General features: G+C 37.2%; 13 protein-coding genes and 1 tRNA gene. 3 read left to right on the forward strand and 11 right to left on the reverse strand.

Features of this window, described 5'->3' with window-relative positions:
* Window positions 1–22: 22 nt before the first annotated feature.
* Window positions 23–793: a hypothetical protein gene (locus CKV78_RS04745; RefSeq protein WP_005762449.1), complete on the forward strand. Its 771-nt coding sequence runs from the start codon at window positions 23–25 to the stop codon at window positions 791–793.
* Between the two features lie 120 nt (window positions 794–913).
* Here the strand turns inward: CKV78_RS04745 and infB are convergent, their stop codons facing one another.
* From infB to CKV78_RS04790, 9 genes are all read right to left on the reverse strand, one after another.
* On the reverse strand, window positions 914–3,430 hold the full coding sequence (infB, locus tag CKV78_RS04750; RefSeq protein WP_095075286.1) for a translation initiation factor IF-2: 2,517 nt from the start codon (window positions 3,428–3,430) through the stop codon (window positions 914–916).
* 16 nt (window positions 3,431–3,446) lie between these two features.
* A complete protein-coding gene (nusA, locus tag CKV78_RS04755) occupies window positions 3,447–4,931 on the reverse strand; it encodes a transcription termination factor NusA (protein ID WP_005762458.1) in 1,485 nt (494 codons plus the stop codon).
* Between the two features lie 15 nt (window positions 4,932–4,946).
* Window positions 4,947–5,402 (reverse strand): ribosome maturation factor RimP, encoded by a 456-nt coding sequence (gene rimP / locus CKV78_RS04760; protein ID WP_032855185.1) that lies wholly within the window; start codon window positions 5,400–5,402, stop codon window positions 4,947–4,949.
* 209 nt (window positions 5,403–5,611) lie between these two features.
* A tRNA-Met gene (locus CKV78_RS04765) sits at window positions 5,612–5,688 on the reverse strand.
* A gap of 106 nt (window positions 5,689–5,794) precedes the next feature.
* The gene (locus CKV78_RS10670; RefSeq protein WP_005762462.1) at window positions 5,795–5,929 is read right to left on the reverse strand and encodes a hypothetical protein; all 135 of its coding nucleotides are present in this window, start codon (window positions 5,927–5,929) and stop codon (window positions 5,795–5,797) included.
* Window positions 5,926–6,666: a BUD32 family EKC/KEOPS complex subunit gene (locus tag CKV78_RS04775; RefSeq protein WP_005762464.1), complete on the reverse strand. Its 741-nt coding sequence runs from the start codon at window positions 6,664–6,666 to the stop codon at window positions 5,926–5,928. The genes CKV78_RS10670 and CKV78_RS04775 overlap by 4 nt, the downstream gene beginning before the upstream one ends.
* Before the next feature lie 62 nt (window positions 6,667–6,728).
* Entirely contained in the window at window positions 6,729–7,418 is a 690-nt protein-coding gene (locus CKV78_RS04780) for a hypothetical protein (RefSeq protein WP_005762466.1), read from the reverse strand.
* Between the two features lie 130 nt (window positions 7,419–7,548).
* Window positions 7,549–8,463 carry an N-acetylglucosamine kinase gene (gene nagK, locus CKV78_RS04785; protein WP_005762468.1) on the reverse strand — a complete coding sequence of 305 codons (915 nt, stop codon included), beginning with the start codon at window positions 8,461–8,463 and terminating at the stop codon, window positions 7,549–7,551.
* Window positions 8,464–8,496: 33 nt separating this feature from the next.
* Window positions 8,497–9,252 carry a phosphatase PAP2 family protein gene (locus tag CKV78_RS04790; protein WP_005762470.1) on the reverse strand — a complete coding sequence of 252 codons (756 nt, stop codon included), beginning with the start codon at window positions 9,250–9,252 and terminating at the stop codon, window positions 8,497–8,499.
* A 64-nt stretch (window positions 9,253–9,316) separates the two neighbouring features.
* On the opposite strand from CKV78_RS04790, the gene ribA reads away from it, so the two are divergent.
* Window positions 9,317–9,970: a GTP cyclohydrolase II gene (ribA, locus tag CKV78_RS04795; RefSeq protein WP_005762471.1), complete on the forward strand. Its 654-nt coding sequence runs from the start codon at window positions 9,317–9,319 to the stop codon at window positions 9,968–9,970.
* Window positions 9,971–10,061: 91 nt separating this feature from the next.
* Here the strand turns inward: ribA and CKV78_RS04800 are convergent, their stop codons facing one another.
* The gene (locus CKV78_RS04800; RefSeq protein WP_005762473.1) at window positions 10,062–11,627 is read right to left on the reverse strand and encodes a peptide ABC transporter substrate-binding protein; all 1,566 of its coding nucleotides are present in this window, start codon (window positions 11,625–11,627) and stop codon (window positions 10,062–10,064) included.
* Between the two features lie 91 nt (window positions 11,628–11,718).
* A complete protein-coding gene (locus tag CKV78_RS04805) occupies window positions 11,719–12,084 on the reverse strand; it encodes a YbaN family protein (RefSeq protein WP_005762475.1) in 366 nt (121 codons plus the stop codon).
* A 121-nt stretch (window positions 12,085–12,205) separates the two neighbouring features.
* Between CKV78_RS04805 and prlC the strand changes: the two genes are divergently transcribed.
* The gene (gene prlC / locus CKV78_RS04810) at window positions 12,206–14,245 is read left to right on the forward strand and encodes an oligopeptidase A (RefSeq protein WP_005762477.1); all 2,040 of its coding nucleotides are present in this window, start codon (window positions 12,206–12,208) and stop codon (window positions 14,243–14,245) included.
* Window positions 14,246–14,322 lie beyond the last annotated feature (77 nt).

Below are 14,322 nucleotides of genomic sequence, written 5' to 3' on the forward strand. Positions count from 1 at the left end.
CTTCCATGAATCAGGAGGCTTTATGAATGTTTTTAAACATTATTTCTTCACATTATTATCGGTTTTATTGTTAACTGGTTGTACAGGTGGATTAACGGAGGCCTTATATGAAAGAGATATTCAGCCAGAGAGAATTCGTTTTGATCTCGAAAAAGATAACCTTTACTTCTTTGGTTTAACAACAGATAAAAAAATTGCGGCATTTGGCGAGAAATACCATTACCTTTTAGAAGAAAAAAATCCGAAAAACAAGCAAATGATTGCTCGATTAGTGAAATTGCCTTTTAAACAACATATTTATTCACAAATTGGGATTATTGAAAGTACACAAGAAAAACCTAGCGAAATTACCACAGCGCTGTATTTAATCATAGATATCAGTAAATTAAATCCGAAAGAGTTAAAGATTGCTACGGAACTCGGCTTTAAAAATAAATCTTATAAGAACGGTCTTTCTCGTATGATTAAGCAATATCAAAACAAAATTGACTTGGAAAAATTAGATAAAGAAAAGAAAATTTGGCATCGAGAAATTACACTTGTTGGTCATCGTTATTTACCTAAGACTGGTGTCAATTATGTAGCAAAAAATCATTACCAATTTTCTGAAGAAGTAGAAATACATACTGAGGCTGAATATCTCCCCGCAGAAAGCAAACCCAGTGCAAGTACAGTTCTACTTAGCCCATTTGCAGCACTTGCAGATATGGCAACTGGGATTGTTGCAGTACCTGCCTATATTGGTTTAAAAGCAGCCTGTATTGATCAAAACGATGGATTTATTTGCAAGTAAAAAGGGGAAAGTGCGGTCATTTTTCTGAAAGTTTTGAAGGATAAATCGTCAATGATCTTTCTGACACAAACAAAAAGCGGATAGTTTTAGCCTATCCGCCTTTTTTCTTCTTGTTAAGAACTAGATCGTACGTTTGATTTCAACCACTTCAAACACTTCTATTTGATCGCCAACTTTCACATCGTTATAGTTCTTCACACCGATACCACATTCCATTCCGTTACGTACTTCTGAAACGTCATCTTTAAAGCGACGTAATGATTCAAGCTCACCTTCAAAGATAACCACGTTATCGCGTAACACACGGATTGGGTTATTACGTTTTACGATACCTTCAGTTACCATACAACCTGCTATTGCACCAAATTTCGGATGACGGAATACATCACGTACTTCTGCAAGACCAATAATTTCCTGTTTGAATTCAGGTTGTAACATACCGCTCATCGCTGCTTTAATTTCGTTCAATAGCTCATAAATAATTGAATAATAACGTAAATCAATGCTTTCTGATTCGATAATACGGCGTGCTGATGCATCTGCACGAACGTTAAAGCCAAGTACAATAGCATTTGATGCTGCGGCTAAAGTTGCATCAGTTTCTGTAATACCACCTACACCTGAACCAACAACTTTCACTTTAACTTCCCCAGTTGAAAGCTCATTCAATGATTGACAAATAGCTTCCACAGAACCTTGTACATCAGCTTTTACAATGACGTTCAATTCTGCAACATCACCTTCCGCCATATTCGTAAACATATTCTCTAATTTTGCTTTTTGTTGACGAGCAAGTTTCACTTCACGGAATTTACCTTGGCGATACAATGCTACTTCACGTGCTTTTTTCTCATCACGAACAACAGTTGCTTCATCACCCGCCGCAGGGACACCAGAAAGACCTAATACCTCAACTGGAATTGACGGACCAGCACTTATCACTTCTTTACCATTTTCGTTACGCATTGCACGTACACGACCGTATTCAAAGCCACAAAGTACGATGTCTCCACGGTTTAAGGTGCCTGATTGGACGAGAATTGTTGCAACTGGACCACGACCTTTATCAAGATAAGACTCAATGACGACACCAGTTGCCATCCCATCTTTAACTGAAGTTAATTCAAGCACTTCTGATTGTAATAAGATAGCTTCAAGCAACTCATCAACACCTGTACCTTTCTTCGCAGATACATAAACAAATTGAGTATCGCCACCAAATTTTTCAGCAACCACTTCATGTTGTAATAATTCAGTTTCCACACGCTCTGGATTTGCTTCTGGTTTATCAATTTTGTTTACTGCAACAACAATTGGTACACCTGCTGCTTTTGCGTGTTGGATAGCTTCAATTGTTTGTGGCATCACACCATCATCTGCAGCAACAACAAGAACAACAATATCCGTTGCTTTCGCACCACGAGCACGCATTGAAGTAAATGCAGCATGTCCTGGTGTATCTAAGAAGGTGATCATTTTTCCATCTTCAGTTTCTACATGATATGCACCGATGTGTTGAGTAATACCACCAGCTTCACCTGAGGCTACTTTAGCTTTACGAATGTAGTCAAGTAATGAAGTTTTACCATGGTCAACGTGCCCCATAATAGTTACAACTGGTGCACGAGTCACTAATTCCGCATCTACATCACGGTCACTCATCACTGATTCTTCAAGCTCATTTTCTTTACGAATAATTACTTTATGACCCATTTCCTCTGCAACAAGCTGTGCAGTTTCTTGATCGATCACTTGGTTAATGGTTGCCATTGCACCCATTTTCATCATTGTCTTGATTACTTCTGTTGCTTTTACTGCCATTTTATTTGCAAGTTCAGCCACAGTGATGGTTTCACCAATCACAACATCACGGTTAACCGCTTGTGCTGGTTTTGTAAATGCCTGCTGTAATGCACTACCTTTCTTCGCATTTTTGCCTTTACCGTTTTTGCCATCTTTTTGATTACGACGATTAGATTCACGTTCTGTTTTTGAGCTTTCATCTTCACGACCGCCTTTTTTCGCCTTAGCTACTTTATTTTTACCACCACGATTACGGCTTTCTTTACGACGCTCTTCTTCATCTTCTGCTTCACGAGCATAAGACGATGTTAAATGATAATCAGCATAATCATCGCTTGAACTAGATTCTGAATCATCAGAGCTTAATTCGGCATAACGTTTTGCCTCTTCAGCAGCTTTACGTGCTTGCTCCTCTGCTTTTTGACGCGCTAATTCATCTGCTTTGCGACGTAATTCAGCTTCTTCTGCACGACGCTTTTCTTTTTCTGCATCAATAACTTTATTCGACGTTGTAGCATTTTGTGCTTTCTTCAGTTCCTCAATTTTTTCAGCTTGTTTTGCTTTTTCAGCTTTCTCTGCTTCTAAACGAGCTTTTGCTTCAGCTTCTTTTTTTGCTTTTTCTGCTGCTAATCTCTCTGCTTCTTGGATTGCTTTCAATTTCGCTTCTTCCGCTCTTTGTGCTGCATCTGTTGGCACCGTGCGTTTTTTACGTACTTCGACTTGTACTTCTTTTGCTTTACCACCCGTTGTAGTACTCACTGTCGTTTTAGTTCTACGTTGTAAACTCAATTTTTTTGGGGTAGTCCCATCAGCTTTTTTTACATCTTCTGTCATCTATTCACTCCTCCACTTACTCACTGAACCAACAAATATTACGTGCAGCCATAATAAAATCTGCGGCTTGTTCCGCTGTTAAATCTTCAATATCAGCTAAATCATCAACACCTTGTTCTGCAAGTTCTTCTAGAGTAGTAATGTTTTTCTCTGCTAATTTTAATGCGATATGACGATTCATACCATCTAATGCAAGTAAGCGGTCTTCAATATGTGCTTGTTTAAGCGCTTCCTCTTCTGCTAACGCTGCAGCAGTGATTGCATTTTTTGCGCGTGTTTGTAATTCTTCAACCAAATCTTCATCTTCTAAACCATCAATTGATGTAAGCTCGTTGACTGAAACATACGCTAATTCTTCTAAAGTTGAGAAACCTTCTTCAATTAAAATATGAGCAAACTCTTCATCAATTTCTAAAGTATTCATAAATAATTTCAATACTTTATTATCTTCTGCTTGATGTTTTTGGTTTAATTCATCCGTGGTCATTACATTTAATGTCCAACCGGTTAATTGGGTTGCAAGACGCACATTTTGACCATTACGACCAATTGCTTGCGCTAAATTTGCAGATTCAACTGCAATATCCATTGAATGAGAGTCTTCATCTACAACGATTGAACTAACATCTGCTGGAGCCATTGCATTAATCACGAATTGTGCTGGATTATCATCCCAAAGCACGATATCCACACGCTCACCACCTAATTCATTAGTAATCGCTTGAACACGTGCACCACGCATACCTACGCAAGCACCTACTGGATCAATACGTTTGTCATTGGTTTTTACTGCAATTTTCGCACGTGAACCGGGGTCACGTGCTGCATTTTTGATCTCAATAAGCTCTTCGCCAATTTCAGGCACTTCGATACGGAATAACTCAATTAACATTTCAGGTTTAGCTCGAGTGACAAATAACTGAGCACCTTTGTTTTCAGGGCTTACTTTATAAAGTACGCCACGTACACGATCTCCTGGACGGAAATTTTCACGTGGAAGCATATCCTCACGTAACATCACCGCTTCCGCTTGTTGGCCTAAATCTAATACAATATTGTCACGATTTACTTTTTTAACAGTTCCAGTCACAATCTCGCCTTCTTGCGAGCGGAATTGTTCAACGATTTTGTTGCGTTCAGCTTCACGAATTTTAGTGCTAATTACTTGACGTGCTGTTTGCATTGTAATTCGATCAAATGCCACTGATTCGATTTGATCTTCAACATAATCACCTAATTGCACATTAGGATCTTCAAATTGTGCCGCTTCTAAAGTAATTTCTTTGGTTGGATTAGTGACTTCTTCAACAACTAACCAACGGCGAAATGTATCAAACTCACCTGTTTTGGTATTGATCACAACACGTACATCAATTTCTTGCTCATATTTCTTTTTAGTAGATAACGCTAATGCACTTTCTAGTGCTTCAAAGATCTTTTCACGTGGTAATAATTTCTCATTAGACACTGCTTCAGCAGCCAATAAAATCTCTTTACTCATTGCTCTATATGCTCCTTAGAATTTAGGAATAATATTGGCTTTTTGAATATTGCCAAACACTAAAACTTGTTCTTGACCGTCAACAGTTAAGGTCAACATATCATTTTCAATTTTTTCTAACTTACCCTGCCATTTACGACGATCTAATACGGGAATACGTAAATGCACAACAATATCTTGACCAATATAGCGTTGGTATTGCGCTAAAGTGAACAAGGCTCTATCTAAACCTGGTGAAGAAACTTCGAGGTTATATTTATCTGCAATTGGATCTTCTACATCTAAAATTGCACTCACCTGACGGCTTACATCTGCGCAATCATCCACAGTGACACCGCCCTCTTTATCAATATATAAACGAACTGTTAAGAATCTGCCTGAACGTTGGCATTCAATGCCCCATAACTCACAACCTAAATCTTCAACAGTGCTTTGTAATAATTCATGTAATTTTTGTTCTAACGTTGCCAAAATTGTCTCCTCTAAATATAGGATGTACAACACATATCAATAATTTCAATACATAATACCAACTGTGTTTACTACCACCTTACATATCAATCTTGAATTTCAGACGTAAAAAAAGGACTTGGTTAGTCCAGTCCTTACATCAAAAACTCCGTATTTAAATATGAAAAAACCCCACTACTTGGGGCTTCTTTACTAAACTATCTGTAAAGTGGTTGCGGGGGCCGGATTTGAACCGACGGCCTTCGGGTTATGAGCCCGACGAGCTACCAAGCTGCTCCACCCCGCGTCCGAAATATGTGCTGTATTATAAGGATTTTGTAAAAAATATCAAGTTTTAATTCTGATATTTCCTATTTTTTCAAAAATCCTGATAAATTTACCGCACTTTTTAATTAAAACCGAATACCAGTACCAACGCCTAAACCAACACCAACACCACTGGAGCCACCACCAGCATTTACACTAGCGCCAATGCTACAAGCTGAAATTATGGTGCTAATAGCTAAAATCATCATTAATTTTTTCATTCTACTTTCCCCTCTTTCATCAAAAATGACATATTCTCAAACAAGCGATAAATTGCAATTAAATCTGTCCTTGCTATTAATTTGAATGGTAGCAAAAGAAAATAAAGAAAGCGATATGTTTGCAACAAATGTAACACTTGTTGCCAAATAGGAATCTTTGCTTGCTGAGCTAATTCATTCACTAAGCGTCTTATTTCTAAATCAGGAATGGCTTTTGAACGGCATAAACTATAAATAAAAATAATAATATCATAAGTTTGTTTTTTTTCACTTGCCTCGTGGTGTGTTTCCAAATCAATAAAGCTAATTTGTTTGCCATTCCACGCCATATCTCTGAGTGCTGGTCGACCATGTACTAGCCCTTTTTGATGTAATGCTAGTAAGGCTTTTACACCTTCTGATAAAATATATTTCTTCTCATTTTCTGGCACTGTGATATCTTCAACCCAATCAGCAAGTGTCGGACCCGCATCTTTTAACACTAAAAAATCTTTGCCGGTTAATAATAGTTGAGGTACTGGGGCATTGGATTTTGCGAAATTTATTAATGAATTGATTTCATGTTGAAAAGCTTTGTTAGGATTTGGCTTAATTAATCGCCAGCTTGCACTCACTACTTCCGGCTGCTTAAGCCAAAAAAGATGACCTTCATATTCAAAAGAATGAATTCGTTTTCCTTTATAGGTTTCAACAAGCTGATGAACATAATTTTCGAAAGAATGCTGGCTTAATTCCATTTTAATTACCTAAAAGAGAAAGTGCGGTCAATCTAACCGCACTTTATAGAAATGATAGAAAACTATTTTTTCATCAAAGTTAATTTCGCAACTTTATTTGCTGAAATTTGACAATTCATTTTATAGTATTGGTTACCATTTAGACGAACTGTTGCATCAATGTGGCTTGCAGTAACAATAGCATTTTCTGGGCTACGGAAAACACGTTGAGTTCCTGCAACTTGCTGAATTTTTGCGATACACAAATAATTCACTTTTGCTTGCTCACCTGTTTTCATATTTACCGCACTACCATCTGCACGATTGTAGCTCATCATTTTATAAAGTTTTGCGCCTTTTGCAGATAATGCTGATTTTTTCTCTGTGCTCACATCTTGCGCTTTGCCTTGTGCATTGAAAGATAATACTTCACTGTTTGCACCAAACTGATAAACACCCGATTTATCTTGTACCGCTAATAGTTTGCCTGATTTATAGAAGAATTTGCTTAAGCCTTCTGCATCTTGAACTTTAATTAATTCAGGTTGTGCACTAAGATAAGTCACATAGTTGTTTTGATTGTAAGTATATTCAAACGTTTTTAAACCTGTTGCCTGCTGTTCTAAACTGACTAAATCAATACCTAATGCCTTGGTCACTGCTGGTGAAGTTGAGACAGTTCCAGTTGAGGAGGTCATGTCAGATAAGTTACTACAAGCAGATAAGGCAAGTACTGAAGAAATTAACATTGCTTTATTGATATATTGACGCATAAAGTTTCCTTTAATAAATAAAAAAGTGCGGTGCTATTTTAACGAAGTTTATTCTTCTTTTGAATAAAATTTCATCTTTTAATGAACCGCTCTTTTATAGCTCAATCGTTTTAAATAAGCAAATCTTTTCTTATTTCTTTAAGAATAATGCAGCTGCTCCTCTTACACCACCTGAATCACCATATTTTGCTTTCTTAATTAAAGGAACTTGTGCACTACGCATTAAGTGAGCAGGCAATGCTTTTGGTAATGCCTCATATAAATAATCAAAGTTAGAGAGACCACCACCTAATACTACAACGTGTGGATCAAGAATCGTAATAATGTTGCCAATAGAAATTGCACAAAGCTCAATGAAAAGATCAACAAATTTCACCGCAGTTTCATCGCCTGCATAAAAACGTTGGATCACCTCTTTTGCACTTAATGCTTCACCTTGTAAATCACGATACAACATTTCGAAACCACGCCCAGATAAATAAGTATCTAAACACGCTTTATTACCACATCCACAACCATAAATTGGTGCTTTATCCCAACCCAATAATTGAAGGGCGTGATAGTTTAGTTGGATATGACCTAATTCTCCGGCCATTCCTACTTGACCTGAATGAATTTGACCATCAAAAACTAATCCACCACCAAATCCTGTACCTAAAATAAGCCCCAATACGCTCGGATAATCTTTATTATCCTCATCCCAAGCTTCTGATAAAGCAAAACAATTTGCATCATTTTCAGCACGTACTTCACGATCTAAAAGTGCCGAAAGATCTTTGATAATCGGCTTATTATCTGCTGCTCGAATATTCGCAATTTCTGCTAACCCCGTGGTATGATTCACAAAACCCGGAATTCCTAATCCAACTGAACCTTGACAATTAAACATTTCATCAGCTTTATGTACCAATCCAACAATAGTATTCAGCCACTCCTCATAACTTTCTTTAGGCGTATCTACACGCTCACTATGCAATTTTTCAAGTTTTTCATTAAATACTGCAAGCTCAATTTTTGTACCGCCAATATCAAGTCCGTATAACATTGTTACCTCACTGATTAAAAAATAACACTGATTTTAACCGCACTTCGATGTGCAATTATTGATAAAAATCGTCTTTTTCTGTAAAAAATGAAAAATTAAAATATGAACGACAAAAGAAAGTAATACACTCACAAATAAATCAATCGGGTAATGCATTCCAAAACGTAATCTGCTAAACAACATTAGGACTGACCAAATTGTCACTACTGCGATCAGTATTTTTGAACTCATTGAGCGTAAACCTAATAATTGTGTAAAACCAACCACAAGGAATAACCAACCTGCTGCAAAAATCGTATGCCCAGACGGAAATGAATAACCCACTTCTTTTTCATAGTGATATTTTAACCAGCTTGGTATAGTAGATTGAGTTTGAAAAAAATGCTGTAAAAATAACGAGCGCTGTTCTCGATCTCGCTGATAAAAACTTTCTGTACTAGTTTGAGTTTGCTCAGCAACATAAGTTACATAAGGACGGGGTTCGGTAAAAATATTTTTCAACACACTTTTGATACCTTGGGTCAAAATCACTGAAAATGCCATGACCATAACTGCTTTCACCCATAATTTTTTATCTAAAAAGAAAGGGTAAAAACACAGAGCCAATACACCACAAGTAATAATAGCGTAAGGCACACTACCACTTTCCGTTAAAAAATAAAGCGCATAGTCAAAATTTGTCATTACATCATTTGCATTCCACTGCCAAGCAAAAATCCAAGCAAAAAAAGGGACAATACAAAGTAATAAGGTATATAATGACAATCTTTTTAACATATTCGTAACCATAAGAATTGATAATCTGTAGAAAGCGTATTCTATCAGAGAACAGACAAAAGTATAAGGATTGATTATGGCAAAAATTCAACGTGTCACTGAAGCCAATTTACCTACTGAATTTGGTATTTTCCGAATTGTTGGCTTTGAATTTCCTGACACTAAAAAAGAACACGTAGCCTTAGTATTAGGTGATATAAGCAATAATGATGAACCTGTTCTCGCACGAATTCATTCTGAATGTTTAACCGGCGATGCTTTATATAGCTTAAAATGCGATTGTGGTTTCCAACTAGCAGCAGCATTACGTCAAATTAGTCAAGAAGGACGTGGTGTTTTAATTTACCATCGTGAAGAAGGGCGTGGCATTGGACTAATTAATAAAATCCGTGCTTATTCATTACAAGATCAAGGAATGGATACTATTGAAGCAAATTTAGCACTAGGCTTTGCTGCTGATGAACGCAATTTCGAAGTTTGCGCAGATATGTTTGATTTACTGGGTGTGAAAAAAGTTCGTTTATTAACTAATAATCCGAACAAAATTGAGACAATGAAAAAAGCTGGCATCAATGTAGTTGAACGTGTTGCCTTAAACGTGGGTGAAAACCGATATAATACGGAATATTTAGACACTAAAGCGAAGAAAATGGGACATTTTATTGTACATAATGAGCAAAAACATTTATTAGAATGTCCTTACTGCAACGAAGAAGTACCACATAAATAAAAGACCACATAAATAAAAATTGCCCACTATAAAATATGGGCAATTTTTTATTAAAAACGAACGCACTGCCTACAGTCGAACCAATCACGTATTATTGTGCCCTCACTTTTCTAAATACATCTTTACTGTAAATCACACCAGTGGAGTTGTCTAAGTGAACGCCATTCAATGTTGGATGAACCCAAATAGGGATTTTATATTGAAAAATCGGCAATACCGCATTATCACTCTGTAAAATCTGCCCCAACTGCGCATAAATACTATGACGCTCTGCCTCATTGACCAACGTTAATGTTTTTTCTAGCAATTCATCGACTTTTGGATTGGAATAGAACATTTTGTTATCAGGACCTTTTGAATAAAACACATTCAAAAATGCTGATGGATCGTGATAATCTGCACACCAACCAGAACGAATAATTTGGAAATCCCCTTTGCTACGCTTTTCAAGTAAACTCTGCAAACTTACTGCTTCAGTGCTTACACGTAGCATATCAGATTGCGATAACATTCTAACCAAGCGTTGTGCAATATTTGAATGAATATTGCCTTGATCGTGTGTAATCTTTAATTGCAATGGATTTGTTTCGGTGACACCATATTGCCCGAACACTTGCTCCACCACTACTGGTTCCCAAGTGCTTTCTTGGTCCATTTGCATTGAATAGGGCAATAAATTAGTGGTCGCCATCATTTGTGGATCAACTTGCTGAACAATATCCCTTGCTGAGACCATCGAAACTAACGCTTTTCTGACCGCACTTTTGCTCAACATTGGATCTTGCATATTAAATTCATAAAAATAGGTGCAGTTTTGCGGAAAATAAGGGCTATTTTCAGGTACGTTTTTTGGCTGTTGTACGATGTCTAAGCCAGTAATATTCTGGTTTTCCGCTAATTTCTGATAATCCACAAATTTAAAAGAGGCTTTTTGTGCCGCCCAATAATGCGGATTTTTTTCCAAATGAATGAGGTTGGCATTTTGATTTACTAAACGATATGCACCATTACCCACAAACTGTGCAGACTCGTGGGAATAACGAGGCAACATTGCAATATGCGCTAGCATATGTGGCAAATATGGCGTAGCTTTTTCAAGTTGAATGCGTAAAACGCGGTTATCAACAGCCTCAACCCCTAATTTTTCAACGGCTATCTCACCATTTATCACTGATTGAGCATTTTCGATATTTAAAAACGCTAAATAAGATTTCAACTCACTGCTTACTCGTGCTAAATTTTGCCAACTAGTCACAAAATCTTGTGCAACTATCAATTCCCCTGTTGACCACTTCGCATCTTCACGCAAAATAAAAAACCAAGTTTTGTTATCTTCAGTTTCCCAACTTTCAGCTACGGCCGGAATTAACTTACCTTGACTGTCATAAGCCGTCAGACCTTCTAATAAATCTCTTAAAAAAGCACTTTGATCACTATTTTGTGCCGAATGGGGATCAAGCAACAAATCACTATACACACCACGTACTAATAATTCACGACTAGGTTCGACATTCACAACAGCTTTATCTTTTTTAGATAGCTGAGAAGGCAACGTAGGATTTTCTTTAGGTTCACAAGCAAGTAAGGAAAAAAATGCTGTAAAAAGGACCGCTCTTTTGATTTTGCTGTAGAAATGAGAGTTGTCGAAACTAAACATACGAAAATTCCCTAAAATAAGGGCTATTATAGCGACAATATAAAAGGCTGTTAACCTTTAAGTTAACAGCCTTTTAATAATTTCCTTTATTCTAGCTTTGCTTGACCGTTTTGATCCAGAAAAAGAAGAACCAATATTTTGTTAATAACACAAGGATAATAACTGTACGTCCAAATACGCTTGGTGTGAAGTAAAAACCGATGGATAACATAATTGTTGCGAATAATAAAATCCAGAATTTCGATTTTTGGCTTAACGCACGCTCTTCTTTAAAGGTTTTTAAGTGTTTCTTGTATAACTCGGTTTGTAAAAACCAGTTATGTAAACGATCTGAGCCTTTGGCAAAGAAGAAAAGCGTTAATAACAAAAATGGTGTAGCCGGTAGTAGCGGTAAAATAATACCAAGTACACCCAAACCGAGAAAAATAAACCCTAATATGATATAGATCGCTCTCATAAAAATCCTTTAGAATAAAAACAATTCTCAATTATATATAGTTTTGCAAAATTTTAAAGCTTGAATTTAAAAAAAATTCCCCCATATTCGAAAAACATTTGCTTAAAAATAAGGATATCTTATGACTAACCCATTACTTACATTTGAAGGCTTACCACCATTCTCTTCAATTAAGCCTGAACACGTTCAACCAGCGGTTGAAAAGCGTATCCAAGATAGCCGCGAACACATTGAAAAATTAGTTCAACAAGAAGAAATCACTTGGGAAAACTTCATTTTGCCATTAACTGAAATAGGCAATCTGTTCAGCAAAACCTGGTCACCAGTGTCTCATCTTAACGCTGTAAAAAACAGCCCTGAACTGCGTGAAGCTTATCAAGCTTGCTTACCGATTTTATCAGAATACAGCACTTGGGTTGGTCAACACAAAGGCTTATACAATGCTTATGAAAAGCTAAAAAACAGCCCTGAATTTGAAAGCTATGATCTTGCACAGAAAAAAACCATTGAAAATGCACTGCGTGATTTCAAACTTTCTGGTATTTCTTTACCAGCAGAAAAACAAAAACGCTACGGCGAAATTTCTGCTCGTTTATCAGAATTAAACTCACAATTCAGCAACAACGTGCTTGATGCAACAATGGGCTGGGATAAAATCATTGAGGATGTTGAGCAACTCAAAGGCTTACCTGAATCTGCATTACAAGCTGCAAAACAATCCGCAGAAAGCAAAGGCTTAACGGGTTACCGTTTCACGCTTGAAATTCCAAGTTATTTACCCGTAATGACTTATTGTGAGAATCGTGAGTTACGTGAAGAAATGTATCGTGCATTTGTCACTCGTGCTTCAGATCAAGGACCGAATGCAGGTAAATGGGACAACACAGCGATTATGGAAGAAATTCTAAATTTACGTGTTGAGCTTGCCAAATTATTAGATTTCAACACTTATACTGAGCTTTCTCTTGCTACTAAAATGGCAGAAAACCCACAACAGGTATTGGACTTCTTAGATAATTTAGCAAAACGTTCAAAAGCACAAGGTGAAAAAGAACTCGCCGAATTAAAAGAATTTTGCGAAACACACTTCAATGTGACCGCACTTGATGCTTGGGATATTGCGTTTTATAGCGAAAAACAAAAACAGCATCTGTACTCAATTAATGACGAAGAACTCCGCCCATATTTCCCTGAAAATCGTGTACTCGCTGGTTTATTTGAATTAATCAAACGCATTTTCAACATTCGTGCCGTAGAACGCTTTGATGTGGATACATGGCATAAAGATGTCCGCTTCTTTGATTTAATTGATGAAACTGACAATGTGCGAGGCAGCTTCTATTTAGATTTATACGCTCGCGAAAACAAACGTGGTGGCGCGTGGATGGACGATTGTATTGGTCGCCGTCGCAAAGCAAATGGTGAAATCCAAAAACCAGTTGCGTATTTAACTTGTAACTTCAATGCTCCGATTGGCGACAAACCAGCATTATTCACACACGATGAAGTCACTACGTTATTCCATGAGTTTGGTCACGGTATTCACCATATGTTGACTCAAATTGATGTAGCAGATGTGGCTGGCATTAACGGCGTGCCTTGGGATGCAGTGGAATTACCAAGTCAATTCTTAGAAAACTGGTGCTGGGAAGCAGAAGCACTTGATTTCATTTCAGGTCACTATGAAACTGGCGAGCCTTTACCAAAAGAAAAACTGGCTCAATTACTGAAAGCGAAAAACTTCCAAGCTGCAATGTTTGTTCTTCGCCAATTAGAATTTGGATTGTTTGATTTCCGCTTGCATCACCATTTTGATCCAAGCAAACAAAATCAAATTTTAGACACGTTAAAAGCAGTAAAAGAAGAAGTGGCAGTAATTAAAGGCGTTGAATGGGCAAGAACGCCACATAGCTTCAGCCATATTTTTGCTGGCGGCTACTCTGCTGGCTATTACAGCTATTTATGGGCAGAAGTGTTATCCGCAGATGCATTCTCTCGTTTTGAAGAAGAAGGAATCTTCAATCCAGAAACAGGTAAATCGTTCTTAAATGAAATTTTAAGCCGAGGTGGATCTGAAGAACCGATGACCCTATTCAAACGTTTCCGCGGTAGAGAACCACAATTAGATGCGTTATTAAGACATAAAGGCATCGCAAACTAAACGCTCTATTTATCAAAATAGCGAAAAAAACAACCGCACTTCATCATCAATAGTGCGGTTATTTTTTAAGGATTATT

Origin of the sequence: Pasteurella dagmatis, from assembly GCF_900186835.1 — a bacterium.
GTDB classification, from domain to species: Bacteria; Pseudomonadota; Gammaproteobacteria; order Enterobacterales; family Pasteurellaceae; genus Pasteurella; species Pasteurella dagmatis.

Coding starts and splice junctions, on each gene's coding strand:
- CKV78_RS04745 (WP_005762449.1), top strand. CDS start 23: ATGAATGTTTTTAAACATTATTTCTTCACATTATTATCGGTTTTATTG.
- infB (WP_095075286.1), bottom strand. CDS start 3,430: ATGACAGAAGATGTAAAAAAAGCTGATGGGACTACCCCAAAAAAATTG.
- nusA (WP_005762458.1), bottom strand. CDS start 4,931: ATGAGTAAAGAGATTTTATTGGCTGCTGAAGCAGTGTCTAATGAGAAA.
- CKV78_RS10670 (WP_005762462.1), bottom strand. CDS start 5,929: ATGAAAAAATTAATGATGATTTTAGCTATTAGCACCATAATTTCAGCT.
- CKV78_RS04775 (WP_005762464.1), bottom strand. CDS start 6,666: ATGGAATTAAGCCAGCATTCTTTCGAAAATTATGTTCATCAGCTTGTT.
- CKV78_RS04780 (WP_005762466.1), bottom strand. CDS start 7,418: ATGCGTCAATATATCAATAAAGCAATGTTAATTTCTTCAGTACTTGCC.
- nagK (WP_005762468.1), bottom strand. CDS start 8,463: ATGTTATACGGACTTGATATTGGCGGTACAAAAATTGAGCTTGCAGTA.
- CKV78_RS04790 (WP_005762470.1), bottom strand. CDS start 9,252: ATGGTTACGAATATGTTAAAAAGATTGTCATTATATACCTTATTACTT.
- ribA (WP_005762471.1), top strand. CDS start 9,317: ATGGCAAAAATTCAACGTGTCACTGAAGCCAATTTACCTACTGAATTT.
- CKV78_RS04800 (WP_005762473.1), bottom strand. CDS start 11,627: ATGTTTAGTTTCGACAACTCTCATTTCTACAGCAAAATCAAAAGAGCG.
- CKV78_RS04805 (WP_005762475.1), bottom strand. CDS start 12,084: ATGAGAGCGATCTATATCATATTAGGGTTTATTTTTCTCGGTTTGGGT.
- prlC (WP_005762477.1), top strand. CDS start 12,206: ATGACTAACCCATTACTTACATTTGAAGGCTTACCACCATTCTCTTCA.